This window comes from Bacillus massiliigorillae (assembly GCF_000380245.2).
Lineage (GTDB): Bacteria > Bacillota > Bacilli > Bacillales > DSM-1321 > Bacillus_AD > Bacillus_AD massiliigorillae.
Window position 1 is genome coordinate 89716 of the sequence record NZ_HG428743.1, and the last position, 15385, is coordinate 105100.

The 15385-nt window shown below is 41.4% G+C and carries 12 protein-coding genes; all 12 read right to left on the minus strand.

From position 1 onward, the window contains the following. Positions 1 to 171 precede the first annotated feature (171 nt). Positions 172 to 1770 carry an acyl-CoA carboxylase subunit beta gene (locus tag TX86_RS19060; RefSeq protein WP_042351354.1) on the minus strand — a complete coding sequence of 533 codons (1599 nt, stop codon included), beginning with the start codon at positions 1768 to 1770 and terminating at the stop codon, positions 172 to 174. A 51-nt stretch (positions 1771 to 1821) separates the two neighbouring features. Continuing rightward, positions 1822 to 3117, minus strand: coding sequence for a CaiB/BaiF CoA transferase family protein (locus tag TX86_RS19065; RefSeq protein ID WP_230203686.1), 1296 nt, complete (start codon positions 3115 to 3117; stop codon positions 1822 to 1824). 23 nt (positions 3118 to 3140) lie between these two features. Beyond that, positions 3141 to 3362 (minus strand): biotin/lipoyl-binding carrier protein, encoded by a 222-nt coding sequence (locus TX86_RS19070; protein ID WP_042351355.1) that lies wholly within the window; start codon positions 3360 to 3362, stop codon positions 3141 to 3143. A 262-nt stretch (positions 3363 to 3624) separates the two neighbouring features. After that, positions 3625 to 4806 (minus strand): thiolase family protein, encoded by a 1182-nt coding sequence (locus TX86_RS19075; protein ID WP_042351356.1) that lies wholly within the window; start codon positions 4804 to 4806, stop codon positions 3625 to 3627. A gap of 121 nt (positions 4807 to 4927) precedes the next feature. Further along, positions 4928 to 5653 (minus strand): 2-phosphosulfolactate phosphatase, encoded by a 726-nt coding sequence (locus TX86_RS19080; protein ID WP_042351358.1) that lies wholly within the window; start codon positions 5651 to 5653, stop codon positions 4928 to 4930. 24 nt (positions 5654 to 5677) lie between these two features. Beyond that, a complete protein-coding gene (locus TX86_RS19085; protein WP_042351359.1) occupies positions 5678 to 6766 on the minus strand; it encodes a phosphotransferase family protein in 1089 nt (362 codons plus the stop codon). Then, positions 6767 to 7990 carry an acyl-CoA dehydrogenase family protein gene (locus TX86_RS19090; protein ID WP_042351360.1) on the minus strand — a complete coding sequence of 408 codons (1224 nt, stop codon included), beginning with the start codon at positions 7988 to 7990 and terminating at the stop codon, positions 6767 to 6769. It abuts the gene before it with no gap. 19 nt (positions 7991 to 8009) lie between these two features. After that, on the minus strand, positions 8010 to 8765 hold the full coding sequence (locus TX86_RS19095) for an SDR family NAD(P)-dependent oxidoreductase (protein WP_042351362.1): 756 nt from the start codon (positions 8763 to 8765) through the stop codon (positions 8010 to 8012). 47 nt (positions 8766 to 8812) lie between these two features. After that, positions 8813 to 9961 (minus strand): acyl-CoA dehydrogenase family protein, encoded by a 1149-nt coding sequence (locus tag TX86_RS19100; protein ID WP_042351363.1) that lies wholly within the window; start codon positions 9959 to 9961, stop codon positions 8813 to 8815. A gap of 20 nt (positions 9962 to 9981) precedes the next feature. Then, positions 9982 to 10833, minus strand: coding sequence for a 3-hydroxyacyl-CoA dehydrogenase (locus tag TX86_RS19105; RefSeq protein ID WP_042351364.1), 852 nt, complete (start codon positions 10831 to 10833; stop codon positions 9982 to 9984). A 777-nt stretch (positions 10834 to 11610) separates the two neighbouring features. After that, entirely contained in the window at positions 11611 to 12102 is a 492-nt protein-coding gene (locus TX86_RS19110; RefSeq protein ID WP_042351365.1) for a flavin reductase family protein, read from the minus strand. Positions 12103 to 12718: 616 nt separating this feature from the next. Next, a complete protein-coding gene (locus TX86_RS19115; RefSeq protein ID WP_052343756.1) occupies positions 12719 to 14245 on the minus strand; it encodes a primase C-terminal domain-containing protein in 1527 nt (508 codons plus the stop codon). Between the last annotated feature and the right edge of the window lie 1140 nt (positions 14246 to 15385).

Here is a 15385-nt window from a genome sequence, read left to right on the forward strand (position 1 = left end):
TTCCTTGGGATGTGCAGTGTAACTCACATGCTGATTCTCTTAGGAGAAAAGAAAATGAATCTAACAAATAGATGGATAACAACCTTTTTTTGAAAGCGTTTTAAATTAAGTGGGTAAAAATTTGTTGATAATCATTGCTGTTATTATTAAAAGGCACCGTATTTCACCCGATTAACGCATAGTTCGGTGACTTAATCCAATCTGGCCTTTCGTTAGCTCATAAGCATCTTCCACCCAGTCGCATAGGATAGCACGTGTTTCGCTCGGCTCAATGATATCTACAATTCCGAACTTTTCAGCTGTACGGAATGGAGAAGCAAGCTTATGGTAGTAGCTTTCAAGCTCTTCACGACGTGCAATTGGATCCTCGGCAGCTGCAATTTCCCTTTTATACGCTGCTGCAACGCCGCCTTCAATTGGAACTGACCCCCAGCGTGCCGATGGCCAAGCAAAGCGATGGTTGAGTGAGCGACCTTCTGGGCCTTGTTTTGGTCCATGCGCACCACCACCAACACCGAAAGCACGACGGACAATAATCGAACACCACGGAGCTTGAGCTTGTTCTATCGCTGCTATCGCTCGAATAGCTGCAGCCATAGTACCATTGCTTTCAGCTTCTAACCCCGTCATTACTCCTGGCTGATCGACAAAATTAATAATCGGGATATGGAAGGTATCGCATAAGTCAACAAAACGTTCCATTTTCCGCGCCGACTGCAAAGTTAATGCTCCTCCCATAACAATTGGATCATTCGCCATCACACCTACGGTATAACCATTCAATCGCGCCAAGCATGTAATAGTGGAACCTCCAAAGTACCTTGAGATTTCAAACAATGACCCTTTATCGAATACGGTTTCCAGTATTTTGCGAGGTTTATAGATTTTCCGTCGGTTTTTTGGAATAATTGAGTTCAATTCTTTATCGGCACGCTCTGGGTCATCATCCGTCATTTTGCGTTCAGGAACTTCCCAAACATTTCGCGGCATATAAGATAGAAATTGACGCACTTGACGGAAGGCATCAGCTTCATCAACAGCTTCATTGTTGACCACGCCACTCAAACGAGTGTGAACATATGAGCCTCCTAGTTCTTCCTTCGTTACATCCTGGTTAAGACCTTGCTTCACTACTGGAGGACCTGCAGCAAAAACTTGGCTCATATCTTTCACCATCACCGAAAAATGCGATAGCCCTACTTTGACCGCACCAAGACCTGCACAAGCACCTAACGCAACACCGACAACGGGAACAGTACCCAAAAGAGAGATATTTGACCACATAGGATAACCTGGAATCTTTGTTCCTTGTATTTTTTCTAAATCTTTAACACTTCCGCCGGCCGTGTCTACCAAACGGATAAGTGGCATCTTAATCTCATGTGCCATACGCTCAGCATATACCCATTTCTCAGGAACAGCAGACTCAGAAGAACCAGCACGTATCGTGAAATCATCACTCGATACAATAAGCTTCCTTCCATCGATTCGTCCTGTACCCATAATAGAATTGGACGGGGTGAATGATTCTAAATCTCCGTCTTTGTTGTATTTTCCTTTTCCTGCAATTTTTCCTAATTCACGAAAACTGTCATCATCAAGTAAAAGATCCACTCTCTCACGCGCAGTCAGCTTCCCTTTACTATGCTGGTAGGCAATGGCTTCAGGGCCACCTAATGCGTCGGCTGCTTCGCGTCGGAACTGAAGCTCCTCCAGTTCTGGCGTCCAATCCGTCGCTGCTTCCGTTTTCTTTTTTTCAGTCGTTTCCATCTATTAATCTCCCTTCATTTTGGAAGGTTTCCCTTTGTGTCATCCAGCAGCTTATTTCCTTGTCAGATTTGCAACATTTTCCACATCTGCTGAATATACCACATTTTGGGATTCCAAGTCCGTAATTTGCACTTCACTCCAGCCAAGTAAATCGGCTAGCACATCGCGTGTATCTCGTCCCACTTCACCGCCAAGCTGATAAACAGCGCCAGGTGTAGTAGAAAGCTTCGGCGCTACACCGATGACGGTCAGCTTGCCAAATTTTTCGTGGGGCATTTCAATGAGCTGTTCACGCTCTCTGAAATGCGGGTCATCAAAAATATCCGCCATGGTGTACACACGTGAGGTTGGTACCGCAGCTTCCAGTAAAACGGCTTCAACTTCTTTGCCTGTATGCTCTTTTGTCCAAGCTGAAACAATTTCATCCATTTCATCAACCCGCACCGAGCGTGCCTTTTGTGTGCTATAACGAGAATCGTTGGCAAGCTCCGGTTGTCCCATAGCCTTTGTAAGGCGACGGAAAACGGCATCGTTATTGGCGGCAATTAGTACATACTCGCCATCCTTGGTGAGATAAAGACTATTTGGAGCCGTATTCGGTAACTTTGCCCCCACTCTTTTAGGAACGATGCCAAGCTGTTCAAAAGCTGGAACGTGCGGCTCCATCAGACTGAATGCAGCTTCGAACAAGGAAGCATCAATTACCTGTCCTTTTCCTGTCTTTTCTCGTTCAACCAGTGCCAGCATCGCACCAAAAGCAGCATACACGCCTGTCAGCTGGTCAGTAACGGCAAGTGCCACACGAGCTGGAGGAAGATTTGGTTCCCCTACCATATGTCTTACACCAGCCACTGCCTCGCTGGTAACACCGTAACCGGGACGAGGACTATAGGGACCAGTCTGGCCATACCCACTGATACGAACCATAATAAGCCCTGGGTTATCTCTCTTGATGTCTTCATAATCAAGTCCCAACCTCTCCAATGTACCGGGACGAAAGTTTTCAATCACAATATCGATTTTAGTCATCAGTTCGCGTACAATATTCTGTCCAGCACTGGTCTTCATATCAACGGACATAAGTCGTTTGTTGCGAAGAATAGTAGCTGCATAGAGCGAAACGTCATCGGCGTGCCGTCCCATATTTCGGACTGGATCACCAGATGGCGATTCAACTTTAATGACCTCTGCTCCAAAGTCAGCTAGTAAGCGTGCGCAGAACGGGCCAGCAATAGTTGAACCTAGCTCCAGCACACGATACCCTGTCAAAGGACCTTGTGGTTTATTTAGCTGTAGAACTGATTGTCTGTCTTTATCTTCTTTTGGATGTTCCTGAGACATTTTCATTCTACCTCTCCTTAAAAAGTGATTTACTCCTCTAGAACAACTGCCAGATCACCTTCTGCTAGGCTATCTCCTTCCTGCACCTTGATTTCCTTCACAACACCTGCAGCAGGAGCCATAATTGGAATCTCCATCTTCATTGATTCCATAATTAATAAAACATCCTCTTCCATTACTTGCTGACCTGCTTCTGTTTCGATTTTCCATACAGATCCCGATATTTCGGCTTTTACTTGAATAAGTGCCATATAAGCATCCTCCCTCCTTCTCACTCTAATATTCAAAATAGTTAGAATATTATATTTGTAATTATTTAAACATATAAAGAATTTCAATGTAAAATACGAATTTATAATATCAATATAAGTCTGAGTTATATTGGATTTTATTTAAACCGTTAGTGATGAAACCAAATTATGTTTCTATGACAGTTTATTAATTGGATGAAACAACATAACTATACTATACCTTAGAAAGGACATGTTTACGGGAAGCTTTCTATTTCCCTATTTACAATAATTCAATGGACATCGCCATACCTTGCCCTCCACCAACACATAGAGTAGCTAAACCTAGTTGTTCATTACGACGTTTCATTTCATAAAGCAATGTCGTCATAATTCTTGCTCCAGTGGCTCCAAGTGGATGTCCAAGAGCTATAGCTCCCCCGTTGACATTCAACTTATCGGTATGCAGGTCTAGTTCTCGAATGACAGCAAGAGCTTGGGCAGCGAAGGCTTCATTCAATTCCACAAGGCCGTAATCGGACAATCTAGTTCCTGTTCTTCTCAACAGCTTCTTCACAGCCAAAATCGGACCGATTCCCATCAACTCAGGAGATATGCCAGATGTAGCCCAATCTACAATTTTGGCCATCGGCTTCACCCCCAACTCTTCTGCCTTTGCTCTAGACATGATGACCATTGCCGCAGCACCGTCGTTTCTTCCACACGCATTTCCAGCAGTCACAGATCCGTCTTTCTTAAAAGCTGGTTTCAGGGCGGTCAACTTTTCCAATGAAGTTTGACGAGGAAATTCATCCGTTTCAAATAGGATGGTGTTTTTCTTCTGTCGAACCTCCATAGGTACAATTTCATCTTTAAACTTGCCATTCTTAATAGCTGCAGCAGCTCGCTTCTGGCTCTCTAAGGCGAAAGCATCCTGATCCTCACGAGAAATACAAAACCGTTCCGCAACGTTTTCTGCCGTCATACCCATACTAAGATTAGATCCATAGATTTCCATCGGTTGTTGCCCATTCTCCAAGTTCGAATCTACGATTGTAGGATTCCCTTCGCCAAATCGAGAATTTCTAAGATAAATAGGAGATAAACTTAGGCTTTCAGCACCACCAGCTACCACAACCTCTGCCTGTCCGAATGCAATCTGCTGAACAGCCGAACCGACCGCCTGCATGCCGGATGCACATAGACGATTTACCGTGAATGCCGAAGTGGACTCAGGTACACCTGCGCGTAATGAAGCTACTCGAGCCATATTAGAGGATTGCGTCGATGGCCGTACTTCACCCATAATGACCTCACTAACGTGCTCTGGTGAAATGCCCGCACGCTGAATCGATTCGTGAATAACTGTTGCTCCTAACGTACCTGAATCAACATCTTTCAACGTGCCTCCAAATTTTCCAATGGCCGTCCTAACGGCCGATACAATTACAATCTCATCCTTCATTTCCTTCACCTCATTAAAAAAATTGTTTTTTTGCCATCAACAAAATACCCCCTAAAAGCATTTCAGACAAATCCCTATTGATTTTATCTAAATGTCTACTTTCAGAGGGTTCTTATCTTCTTTATGAAACTTGAATACTTCTTCCATCAAAAGAGGGGATAATCGGTAACACCCCGCATTGCGCGACAAAACTCAAATCGTTTTCCAATCCACGTCCTAGAATCCTTTGCCCTACCGTGGATTTCTGTAAAATTTCTTCACTTCGATGTTGATTCGCTTGATAAAAGAGCAAAGCCGCCTGAGCAGCATCTGTCATTTTCCAAACCTGTTGTTCATCCTTTAACAAGCAATCCAATAAATAACCTGCTCCATAAAAATCCTCTATACAAAAAGAACCATCCGAACCCGAACAGATAAGAATGATTGTTTCATCGCGATGCTTTTCAAGAAGTCGTTCTCCGACAGCCTGACCATTTAAGAGAGAACATATATAGACTTGATTCGCAGTAGATGCCTTGCGGACAGCGACGGTACCATTTGTTGTGGAAAGAATAATGCTTTTTCCCCTGACTTCGTCTTTTAACGGCAAAGGTTTCGGGTGGTGAAATCCATCAATCGTTTTCCCCTTATATTCCCCCACCAGTAAAAAACTGTCTTCTTCTCTTCCCTTAGCCACTGTCAATGCTTCTTCTCTTTGATGGACGGGTATCACTTCTTTAGCGCCGAAATGAAGTCCTGCTGTAATCGTTGACGTAGCCAGAAGTACGTCAAAAACAACGGCTACGTGATTTTTCATTTTTTCTTCATCTATCTCTTCTTTCTTTAAAAGTAGATGAATTTTCACCATTGTACACACCTCTGCAACTTGACCTTATTTTTTGGATAACTCCAGTGCTATCCGAATTAATCCACGAGCAGCATCTTCATAAGTAGAAAATCGTGCATCCGACGTTTGCCCTTTTTTCCATCGGAAATAAATTTGTTGGACAATCACTGCCAATTTAAAGTAGGCGAACGTTAAATAAAAATCGATTTGAGATACGTCCCGTCCACTTTTCTTCGCGTATGCTTCAATAAATTGATCTCGGGTCATAAAACCAGGTAAAATCGTGACTGGAGGTTTTTTACCCCTGCTTTTCAGGACATCCGGATCATCTTCCTGGGCCCAATAACTCATGGCACAGCCTAAATCAGCAAGAGGATCTCCAATCGTTGTCATTTCCCAGTCAAATACCCCGATCATTTTACTTAAATCATCATAATCAAACATGACATTATTTAATTTGTAATCATAATGGATGATAGTAGCCTTCTGTGAGGTTGGCACATGATCTACCAACCATTTCATCAGTTCTTCTACCCCTTCGATTTCAGCCGTTTTAGCCCGTTGATACCTACCAATCCAGCCATTCACCTGTCTTTCCATAAACCCTGTAGGATAGCCTAAATCTTGAAGGCCTGCTGTTTCGTAATCAATTTGATGTAATTCTACAAGACGGTCGACCATCGTTTCTGAGATTTTTCTGCAGATTTCTGGTGTTGGGGTATGTGACGCAGGAAACTCCGTATCTAACACAAGCCCTTTCCGACGTTCCATCAGTAAAAAAGGGCTTCCGATGATTGTCTTGTCATCGCAAAATACGTATGGTTCCGGTGCAAGAGGGAAAACAGCATGAATCTTTTTGAGTAGCTTATATTCGCGTTCCATGTCATGTGCCTTTGGCGCCACTGGACCATTGGGAGGTCTGCGAAGCACAGCCTCCCAATCTCCTTTACGCAATAGATAGGTTAAATTGGAAGCACCCTTTCCGAATTGCCTGATATCCAATGGAGTATCATCCAAATGTTCAAGACTTCCTCGCAGATAGGCATCCAAACTCTCTAGGGATAATTCCTCTCCCTTGCGAACAACAATCGTATCAGCATCTGCTGGCTTCCAAGCAACCTGATCCTTATTCATTTAACTCATCACCTTACTTTTCCCTTGTGCTTTCAGCTCCATTTTAGCAACGGCAGCTCGATGTACTTCATCAGGGCCATCTGCAAATCGAAGTGTTCTTGTTTTTGCCCAAACAGCAGCAAGTGGAAAATCATCGCTCACGCCGGCTCCGCCAAGAGACTGTATCGCCCGGTCTAACACCTTTTGCGCCATATTCGGAGCGACGACTTTAATCATAGCAATTTCTTTTCTAGCCACCTTATTCCCAACAGTATCCATCATGTAAGCTGCTTTTAAAGTCAGCAGACGGGCCTGTTCAATCTCCATTCGCGAATTAGCAATCCACTCTTGGATAACCCCTTGTTCTGCAAGTGGTTTGCCAAAAGCAACGCGTTCTTTTACGCGATTGCACATAATCTCAAGCGCGCGCTCAGCTGCCCCGATTACGCGCATACAATGATGAATTCGACCAGGGCCAAGTCTTCCTTGCGCGATAGCAAAGCCCTTACCTTCACCCCAGATGATATTAGAAGCTGGAACTCTTACTTGGTTAAATTCAATTTCACCGTGGCCGTGAGGTGCATGATCATAGCCAAAGACAGGTAATTGTCTAACAATGTTTACTCCTGGAGCATCTAACGGCACTAATATCTGGGCATGTCGTTCATGTTTAGGCCCTTCTGGATTCGATATCCCCATAACAATAGCAATCTTACAACGGGAACTTCCTGCACCAGAAGACCACCATTTCCGGCCATTGATTACATATTCATCCCCGTCTCTTTCGATTGTTGCTTCCATATTTGTCGCATCGGCTGATGCTACACTAGGCTCTGTCATCGAAAAGCAAGAACGAATTTCTCCATTTAATAACGGAACTAACCATTTTTCTTTCTGTTCTTCCGAGCCATAACGAACCAACACTTCCATATTCCCTGTGTCTGGCGCATTACAATTAAAAACATCAGGGCCAATCATAGAACGCCCCATAATTTCACAAAGTGGAGCATATTCAACATTTGTTAATCCTGCTCCATGCTCGCTGTCCGGTAAGAATAAATTCCATAATCCAGCAGCCTTCGCCTTTGCCTGCATTTCCTCCATAATCGGAGGCTCATCCCAGCGACTTGCACCTTCGTCTAATTGACGTTTAAACACAGCTTCATTTGGATAAACGACTTCCTCCATAAATGCTGTTACTCTTTCCTGCAATTCTTTCACTCGATCACTATACTCGAAATTCATGTTTTTCCCTCCCCAGATTTTAAATAAGCCTTCCTCCATCAATAATAATCGTTTGACCAGTTATATAAGATGACGCCTCAGAAGCAAGTAAAGCTACAGTCCCTGCTAAATCATCCAATTCACCTAATCGTTTAATAGGCATTGCCGAAAGCAGTTTACTTCGAAATGCTTCATTTGAAAGTTCTTCTTCGTTTAAAGCCGTTTGAATATACCCTGGAGCAATGGCATTTACATTGATGTTATACCTAGCCCATTCTTTCGCCAAAGCTCTTGTAAGGTTAATGACGCCAGCTTTACTTGCGCAATATGGAGCCATAGCATTACTGCCTTTCATACCTGCCAAAGAGGAAACATTGATTATTTTTCCGTACTTCTGCTCCTTCATGACCTTAGCTACAGCTTGTGCACAGAAAAATACGCCTTTTAAGTTTGTGTCGACAACTCTGTCCCAGTCTTCTTCAGTCACTTCTAGGGCAAACTTCGTTACTCCCACTCCTGCATTATTGATAAGAATATCTATTTTTCCGAACTCTTCTGTTACTGTTTTCACCATTTGATTAATAGAGGAAATGTCTTGTACATCAACTGAAAGTGCAATAGACCTGCGCCCCATGCTGCGAATCTTCTCAGCAACCAGTTCCCCTTCTGCTTGATTTCGGCTTGTAATGACAACGTCTGCTCCTTGTTCTGCCAAAGCATAGGCCATCCCTGAACCCAACCCTTTGCTTCCTCCAGTGACAATAGCCACTCGTCCACTTAAGTCGAATCTGTTCATAAGCCTCTCCTCCCTTTTTTCATTTTTCATAGACCAAAAAGATACAATTACTTGTACTCTTGATGTAACTGAGAAGCGATAATATTCTTTTGAATTTCTGACGTACCTTCGTAAATCTTGGTAATTCTCGCATCGCGGTAATAACGTTCAACCGGGAATTCTGAGATATAGCCAATCCCTCCATGAATCTGTACGGCCTTATCTGCGACACGATTATAAATCTCAGAACCTAGTAGTTTTACCATTGCTGCTTCCTTAATCACTTTCATTTGTTGATCTACCATCCATGCCACGCGATACGTCATCGAACGAAGAGTTTCTACATCTAAGGCCATCTCGGCTAAGTAATGCTGGATAATTTGCTGTTCAAAAATCGGTTTATCAAACTGTATTCTCGTATGTGCGTGATCAACAGACATCTCTAGCAATTTCGCACAAGAACCTAGATTTCTCGCTGCTAGTCCAGCCCGTCCATTGGCGAGGATTTTCAATGCATTCACATACCCTTGTCCCTCTTTACCAAGCACATTTTCTACCGGTACTTCACAGTCTTCAAAGAAAATTTCTGCAGAATGTGACCCTTTGAGCCCCATTTTCTTCTCGTTTTTCCCTAACTGGAAGCCTGGAAAGTCTTTTTCTACAATAAAAGAAGTAATCCCCTTAGCTCCCGCAGAAGGGTCAGTAACAGCCATAACTGTAAAAACATCGGCAATTGGTGCATTCGTAATATAATGTTTCGTTCCATTTAATATGAATTTATCCCCTTTTCGAACCGCAGTCGTTCTCAAGTTCGTCGCATGGGACCCTGCACTCGGTTCCGTCAATGCAAAGGCACCAATCATCTCGCCCTTTGCCATCGCTGGTAAATACTTTCGCTTTTGTGCCTCATTCCCCATCTCAACAATTCCAACAGAGCCGATTCCAGTATGTGCTCCAATGACAGTGGTATAGCCATTATGTGTTCTTCCTAATTCCTCATAAACGGCGCACTTTCCAACCATCCCAATACCTATTCCATCGTATTCCTCAGGGATACTTAAGCCGAATAACCCCATTTCCTTAGACATCCGCATGATGCGCTCTGGAATCTCATCCTGTTCCTCGATTTCCATCGCAACGGGGTCTACCTCGCCATCAATAAACTCTCTAATACTCTGTTTTAATAATGTAATATCATCAGATAAATGGAAATCCATGATGTTCACAATCCTTTCTATTAATTGGAATAACTGTAAAATCCTTGACCTGATTTCTTTCCTAAACGCCCGGCTTTCACATATTTCACCAGTAGTGGAGAAGGACGATATTTTTCTCCTAAATGGTGATATAAATATTCCATATTGCGTAATCGACTATCTAATCCAACTAAATCAACTAGTTCTAGTGGCCCCATCGGATGGTTTAATCCAAGTTTAAGAGCTTTGTCGATGTCCTCGGCTGAAGCTATGCCTTCCATCAACATATTCATAGCCTCGTTTCCAATCAAACAATTCATTCGACTCGTTACAAAACCAGGAAACTCATTCACTTCGACGGATTCTTTCCCCATCTTTTCTGCTACTTGTTTAACAACCTCGACTGTCTCATCAGATGTATTTAAACCTCGGATAATTTCAATCAATTTCATACGATGAACTGGATTAAAGAAATGCATAGCAACACATTTATCAGGCCTGTCCGTAGATGCTGCAATTTCTGTTGGGCTCATAGTAGAGGTATTAGTGGCTAAGATTGTATGAGAAGGTGCCCATTCATCCAACTGCTGAAAAATATCGATTTTAAGCTCCATAATTTCCAAAACGGCTTCTATAACTAAGTCCGTTTTTGCTACAGCTTCCTGCATCTCTGTAGTATAAGAAAGATGATTTTTTGCACTGTCTCGTTGTTCAGCCTGTATATAACCCTTCTCTACACTTTTATCTAATTGATGATTAATATAGCTTCTTGCCTGCTCAATGGCCTCTTGACGAATATCCTGCAACGTTACCGAGAATCCTGCTAATGCCGCAGTATAAGCAATCCCTCGCCCCATCGTGCCACTGCCGATTACAGCAATATGATGAACCATTTCAAAAACCTCCCACTATAATGTTTTCTTTTATTTACTCCCGTTTTCTCAGGATTTCACTTACAACATGACATATTGAGTAAATAGGAGGAATTTCAATACTATGTATAAAGATGGGTTTCATAAGGTATATGGGAAAAGAGGATAATAGTATATTTCAGTATGAATAGAACCTTCCCAATCGATTAATATTCTGAATAATTAAAATTTTTATTATTTGTATATTATATAAACATATAAGGAAATTCGATGTAAAATACAAATTTACAATATCTATATAAGCATGAGTTATGATTAATCTTGAACAGAACAGGAATCACGCAACCAACCTTTGTTCCTATGACAGTTCGTTGATTGGATGAAACAACAGAATCGTGCTCTTTGTAAAGGCACAACAAAGTAAAGCAGCCCCTAGACGTAAAAACCATGCAAAGCTTCTTCGTCATGGATTGCTTAAAGCTATTTAAAAGGAAATAGTTTGCTATTGTGGGAGTATTATTAGAGGAACGTTTGAAACAAATCAACCACAAGAGATGTTAGAAAGAGAAATATGACGTTTGGTTCAATTGTTTCAAACGTTTTAAATGTATCGGCTTAAAAAATGCTTGAAGCTAGTGCCGAATGCGTGGTGAATGAAAAAAATTCAACAAATAACAATATGTCCTCTATTTCTTAACAAAGCACTAAGCTTTGCCGAAAAGGGGCTTTTCTTATTCATATAAAGCGTTTTCATTGTTGAGGATAATGAGAAAAACCTTAAAATATATTTAACATTCCTTATTTGTGCGATTTAGCAGGAATATTAACACTACAAATACTTCCACTATAAAAAATAAGTGGCTTTTTCTCTTCATTTCTTGAAATCTCTTTAACTAACCCTGTAACAATAATATGGTCTCCACCTTCAAGAACCTCATTAACATTGCAAATAATCGTTGATAAATTTTCTTTTAATACAGGAACACCATCGCAAGAAAGTTCATAGTTTGCATTTGCAAATTTATCTGCTCCTCCCTTTGCGAATGACCAACAATCATTTTCTTGTTCTTCTGATAATATATTCACCACAAACGGACGACCTTTTTCAAAAGCTGGGATACTACTACTTTTCTTATCAATACAAACTAAAATTAAAGGTGGTTCTAATGATAATGATGAAAATGCATTTGCAGTTAAGCCAATATTTTTTCCTTCTTCATCTTTTGCTGTAATAATAGTAACTCCAGTCGCAAATGTCCCCATTGTATTTCGAAATTCTCTTTGATCCATCACACATCTTCTCCTTTGTCGTACTTATATTTAAAATATAAAATCTCCTAAATAAATGAATGATACATAATAAAAATGATACAAATGACTAACACAATCGTGTCTCTCGAAATTTCATTTACAAACAATAAAATAAATCACAGGCAAAGAGGAAGAGTGGAAATAGAATTTTTAGATGTGGGCTACACTCTTCCTAACACCTTAGTATTACAAACAGTTCAATTGCTCCTGTTTGTATATTATATAAACATATAAAGAATTTCGATGTAAAATACATGTTTGCAATATCGATATAAGCATTCATTATAATCAACCTTCATCAAAATACCTATGATTACACACATTAGCTCTACATAATACTACTCGCTTCTCCATCTTTTACATCTCTTTTTAAACAAGATCCAGGATCAACTTCATACGTAATAGAAAAAAATCAATAGTCATGTATAAGCCAAACCATAAATAGTCCGGGAATCTCCTGCCGCGCTTTCGCTTGCCTATCGCTACCTCGCTACGTCCCCCAAAACACTATATAAATATATAAGTGTAGTACTCTCTCAGAAACAAAGACCCAAGGAGAATATAGATATGTAATGGCAGACTGGCTTATTTAATTTCAACTCGTATTTCGTATCGAAGTAATATGCTCTAATTGATAAATTGGAATATCTTTCGTTATGACAATGTTTCCTACAGTAAGTGGCTCTAACGCCATTTCTTGAGTGTCTGCTAGTAAATGATGCAGTATTTGCTGCGCTACTTGTTTTGTATTTTTTCGTAAGAATAGTAGATTTTGAATGTATAGTTTACGACTTGTTAGCTTTGTATACGCCTTTCGACCACGTCCTACTGTCTCAGTAACAAGTCTACTTGAGCGTTTAATCACTTCTTTCATTGTAGATAGTGCCATACCTAGCTGTTCTGCAAGCATGCTTAAAGAGCCTTGTAAATACGGATTTTCAAGACTTTGGTGCTTTTCAATATAAGTAATCATATCTTCTTCCCACTCGTCATAATGCGAGCGCTGACGATCTTCACGATCCTTTTTAAACTTATACCATCCTTCTTTTCCGTGAAACTTTGCCTTTCCATCGGTCCACAACGCTAATAAGCCTTCCACGTAGTCACGCTTCACGCCCTTGTACTTACCTGAATAGGCACTGTTTAACGTTTTCTCGAACTCATTTTTAGATAGTGGTGCATGTAATTCACTGTTGAACTGATCCAGCTCATCATAAGCAGCTTCTAACGAACGACCACTCACGTAATTCGCTAATGCTAACGTAAAGAGCGCATTATTACGACTTGCACCAAAATGCCCTTTATCAATGCCTTTGGTGCATAGTAACGTACGATACCACTCCGTTGAAACGTAATCCACGCTTGGTGTGTGATTACTGTACACCACATGCAAGGATGTTTGTTGCTGTGCTTCATATTTCTTTGACCATACTAATAATTGAGCTGTATTAGCCCCTTCACCGTAAAAATCGAGTACATTTTCTTCTCTTGGTATACGATAAAAACCAAATGGTACACAGTTTGTATCAATTGGTGCATATTTCGAAAGCGCTTTGCGAATATTGTGTGATAAACGCTCTGCCACACGCAGTGATTTATAGTCATCCTTTTTATGAATGTAAAAAGGCGTTTCAAGCACATAAAACACCTGGTAACCACGAGGTGTTTCTAGTAATACATTCGGGCGTGGTAAGCCAACTTCTTCGCAACCCAAATAAAGGCCATAAATGTCCACGTTTTTTGAATCAATATCAAAGCTAATCACATTAATTTGCTTTAAATTCTCGCGTGTATGCCCTTTTATTTGTCGTCGTTTGAAATCATAGTATGTACCACCACGATATGTATTCGGTGTCCAGTGTGTAAGTTGTTGGTGCTTTTCCTGTAGCGTTTCGTACGATGTGATCACGTAACCTTTGCCTTCTGTGAGGTCGGCTTTCGATGGAGAAACAAAGACCACTCCTTTACGGTAAGGGTGTGTTTTTTTAGAATAGGATGCTAGTCGTTCTAATGGTGCACTTGAACGTTTCTTCTTATATAGTAGCAAGCTATCATGTGTCATAAACTGCATAATTTCAATAATTGATATCGCCTTTTGACTTACATTATTTCTTATCTCCATCGTGATCACCTCTCCCCTTAGCAAACTAGTAAAATATGCACCATTGACTCTTGTAAAACTGTGTAAAAAACACGTGACGAACAACGGCATATTTCGACCCATTTTTATGTTAGATGTATTATACAAAAATCGTTTTCTGAAAAAGGGCGCTCTCTAAGGGGAAATGCACCAAAAAAAAGAGCCCTTGAAGCCTACAGCCCCAAGGGTTCAAAAAAAGTTTTATTTTTTTTTAATGCAGGTTGCACGGAAAAAGTGGTGCATTTCCAGCATAATGCACCACTTTTGCGACAAGTCACTTAATTCGAAATCCATCCTAACCTCTTGTGCCACGAGCCCTACAGCACTTATCTTTATGCGACATACCACACAGGTTACACGAAACGACACTTCACTGGTGCATTTTTTACTGCACAGGTTGCACGGAAAACACATAAACTCGTAACATCCGCACCCTAATATGCACCACTGGAAAGTAAAACATTGATTTAACAGCGTTTTTTACCATACAGGTTGCACGTAGATTTCGTTCAACCTGTTCATTTAGTACACAGGTTGAACGAAAATGGACGTTTTTAAGGGGAAAGTTTGTGTGTGATTGGACTTTTTCTGTGCAGGTTGAGCACGTGCACATGGTTCAGTCACGTGGAAACTGTGTGGTACGCATGCTTCATACACCAGTTGTTCAGAGGTAAAGTGGTGCGGTTTCGGGCAACCTGTGTAGTATTTGTGTTTACTACACACGTTGAACGAGCTTATAAAGGTGCCGTGCCGATCAAAGTGTGTAGCACGCAGAACTTCCCATACAGGATGAACGGAAAATGAACTGGTGCTTGTACGAGAAACCTGTGTAGTACACAGGATTACCACACAGGTTGAACGGAAAATGAAACGGTGCTTGTACGAGAAACCTGTGTAGTACGCAGACTTGCCACGCAGCTTGAACGAAAAAGAACTGGTGCTTGTACGAGAAACCTGTGTAGTACGCAGACTTGCCACGCAGCTTGAACGGAAAATGAAACGGTGCTTGTACGAGAAACCTGTGTAGTACGCAGACTTGCCACGCAGCTTGAACGAAAAAGAACTGGTGCTTGTACGAGAAACCTGTGTAGTACGCAAACTTTCCCACACAGTGTGAACGGA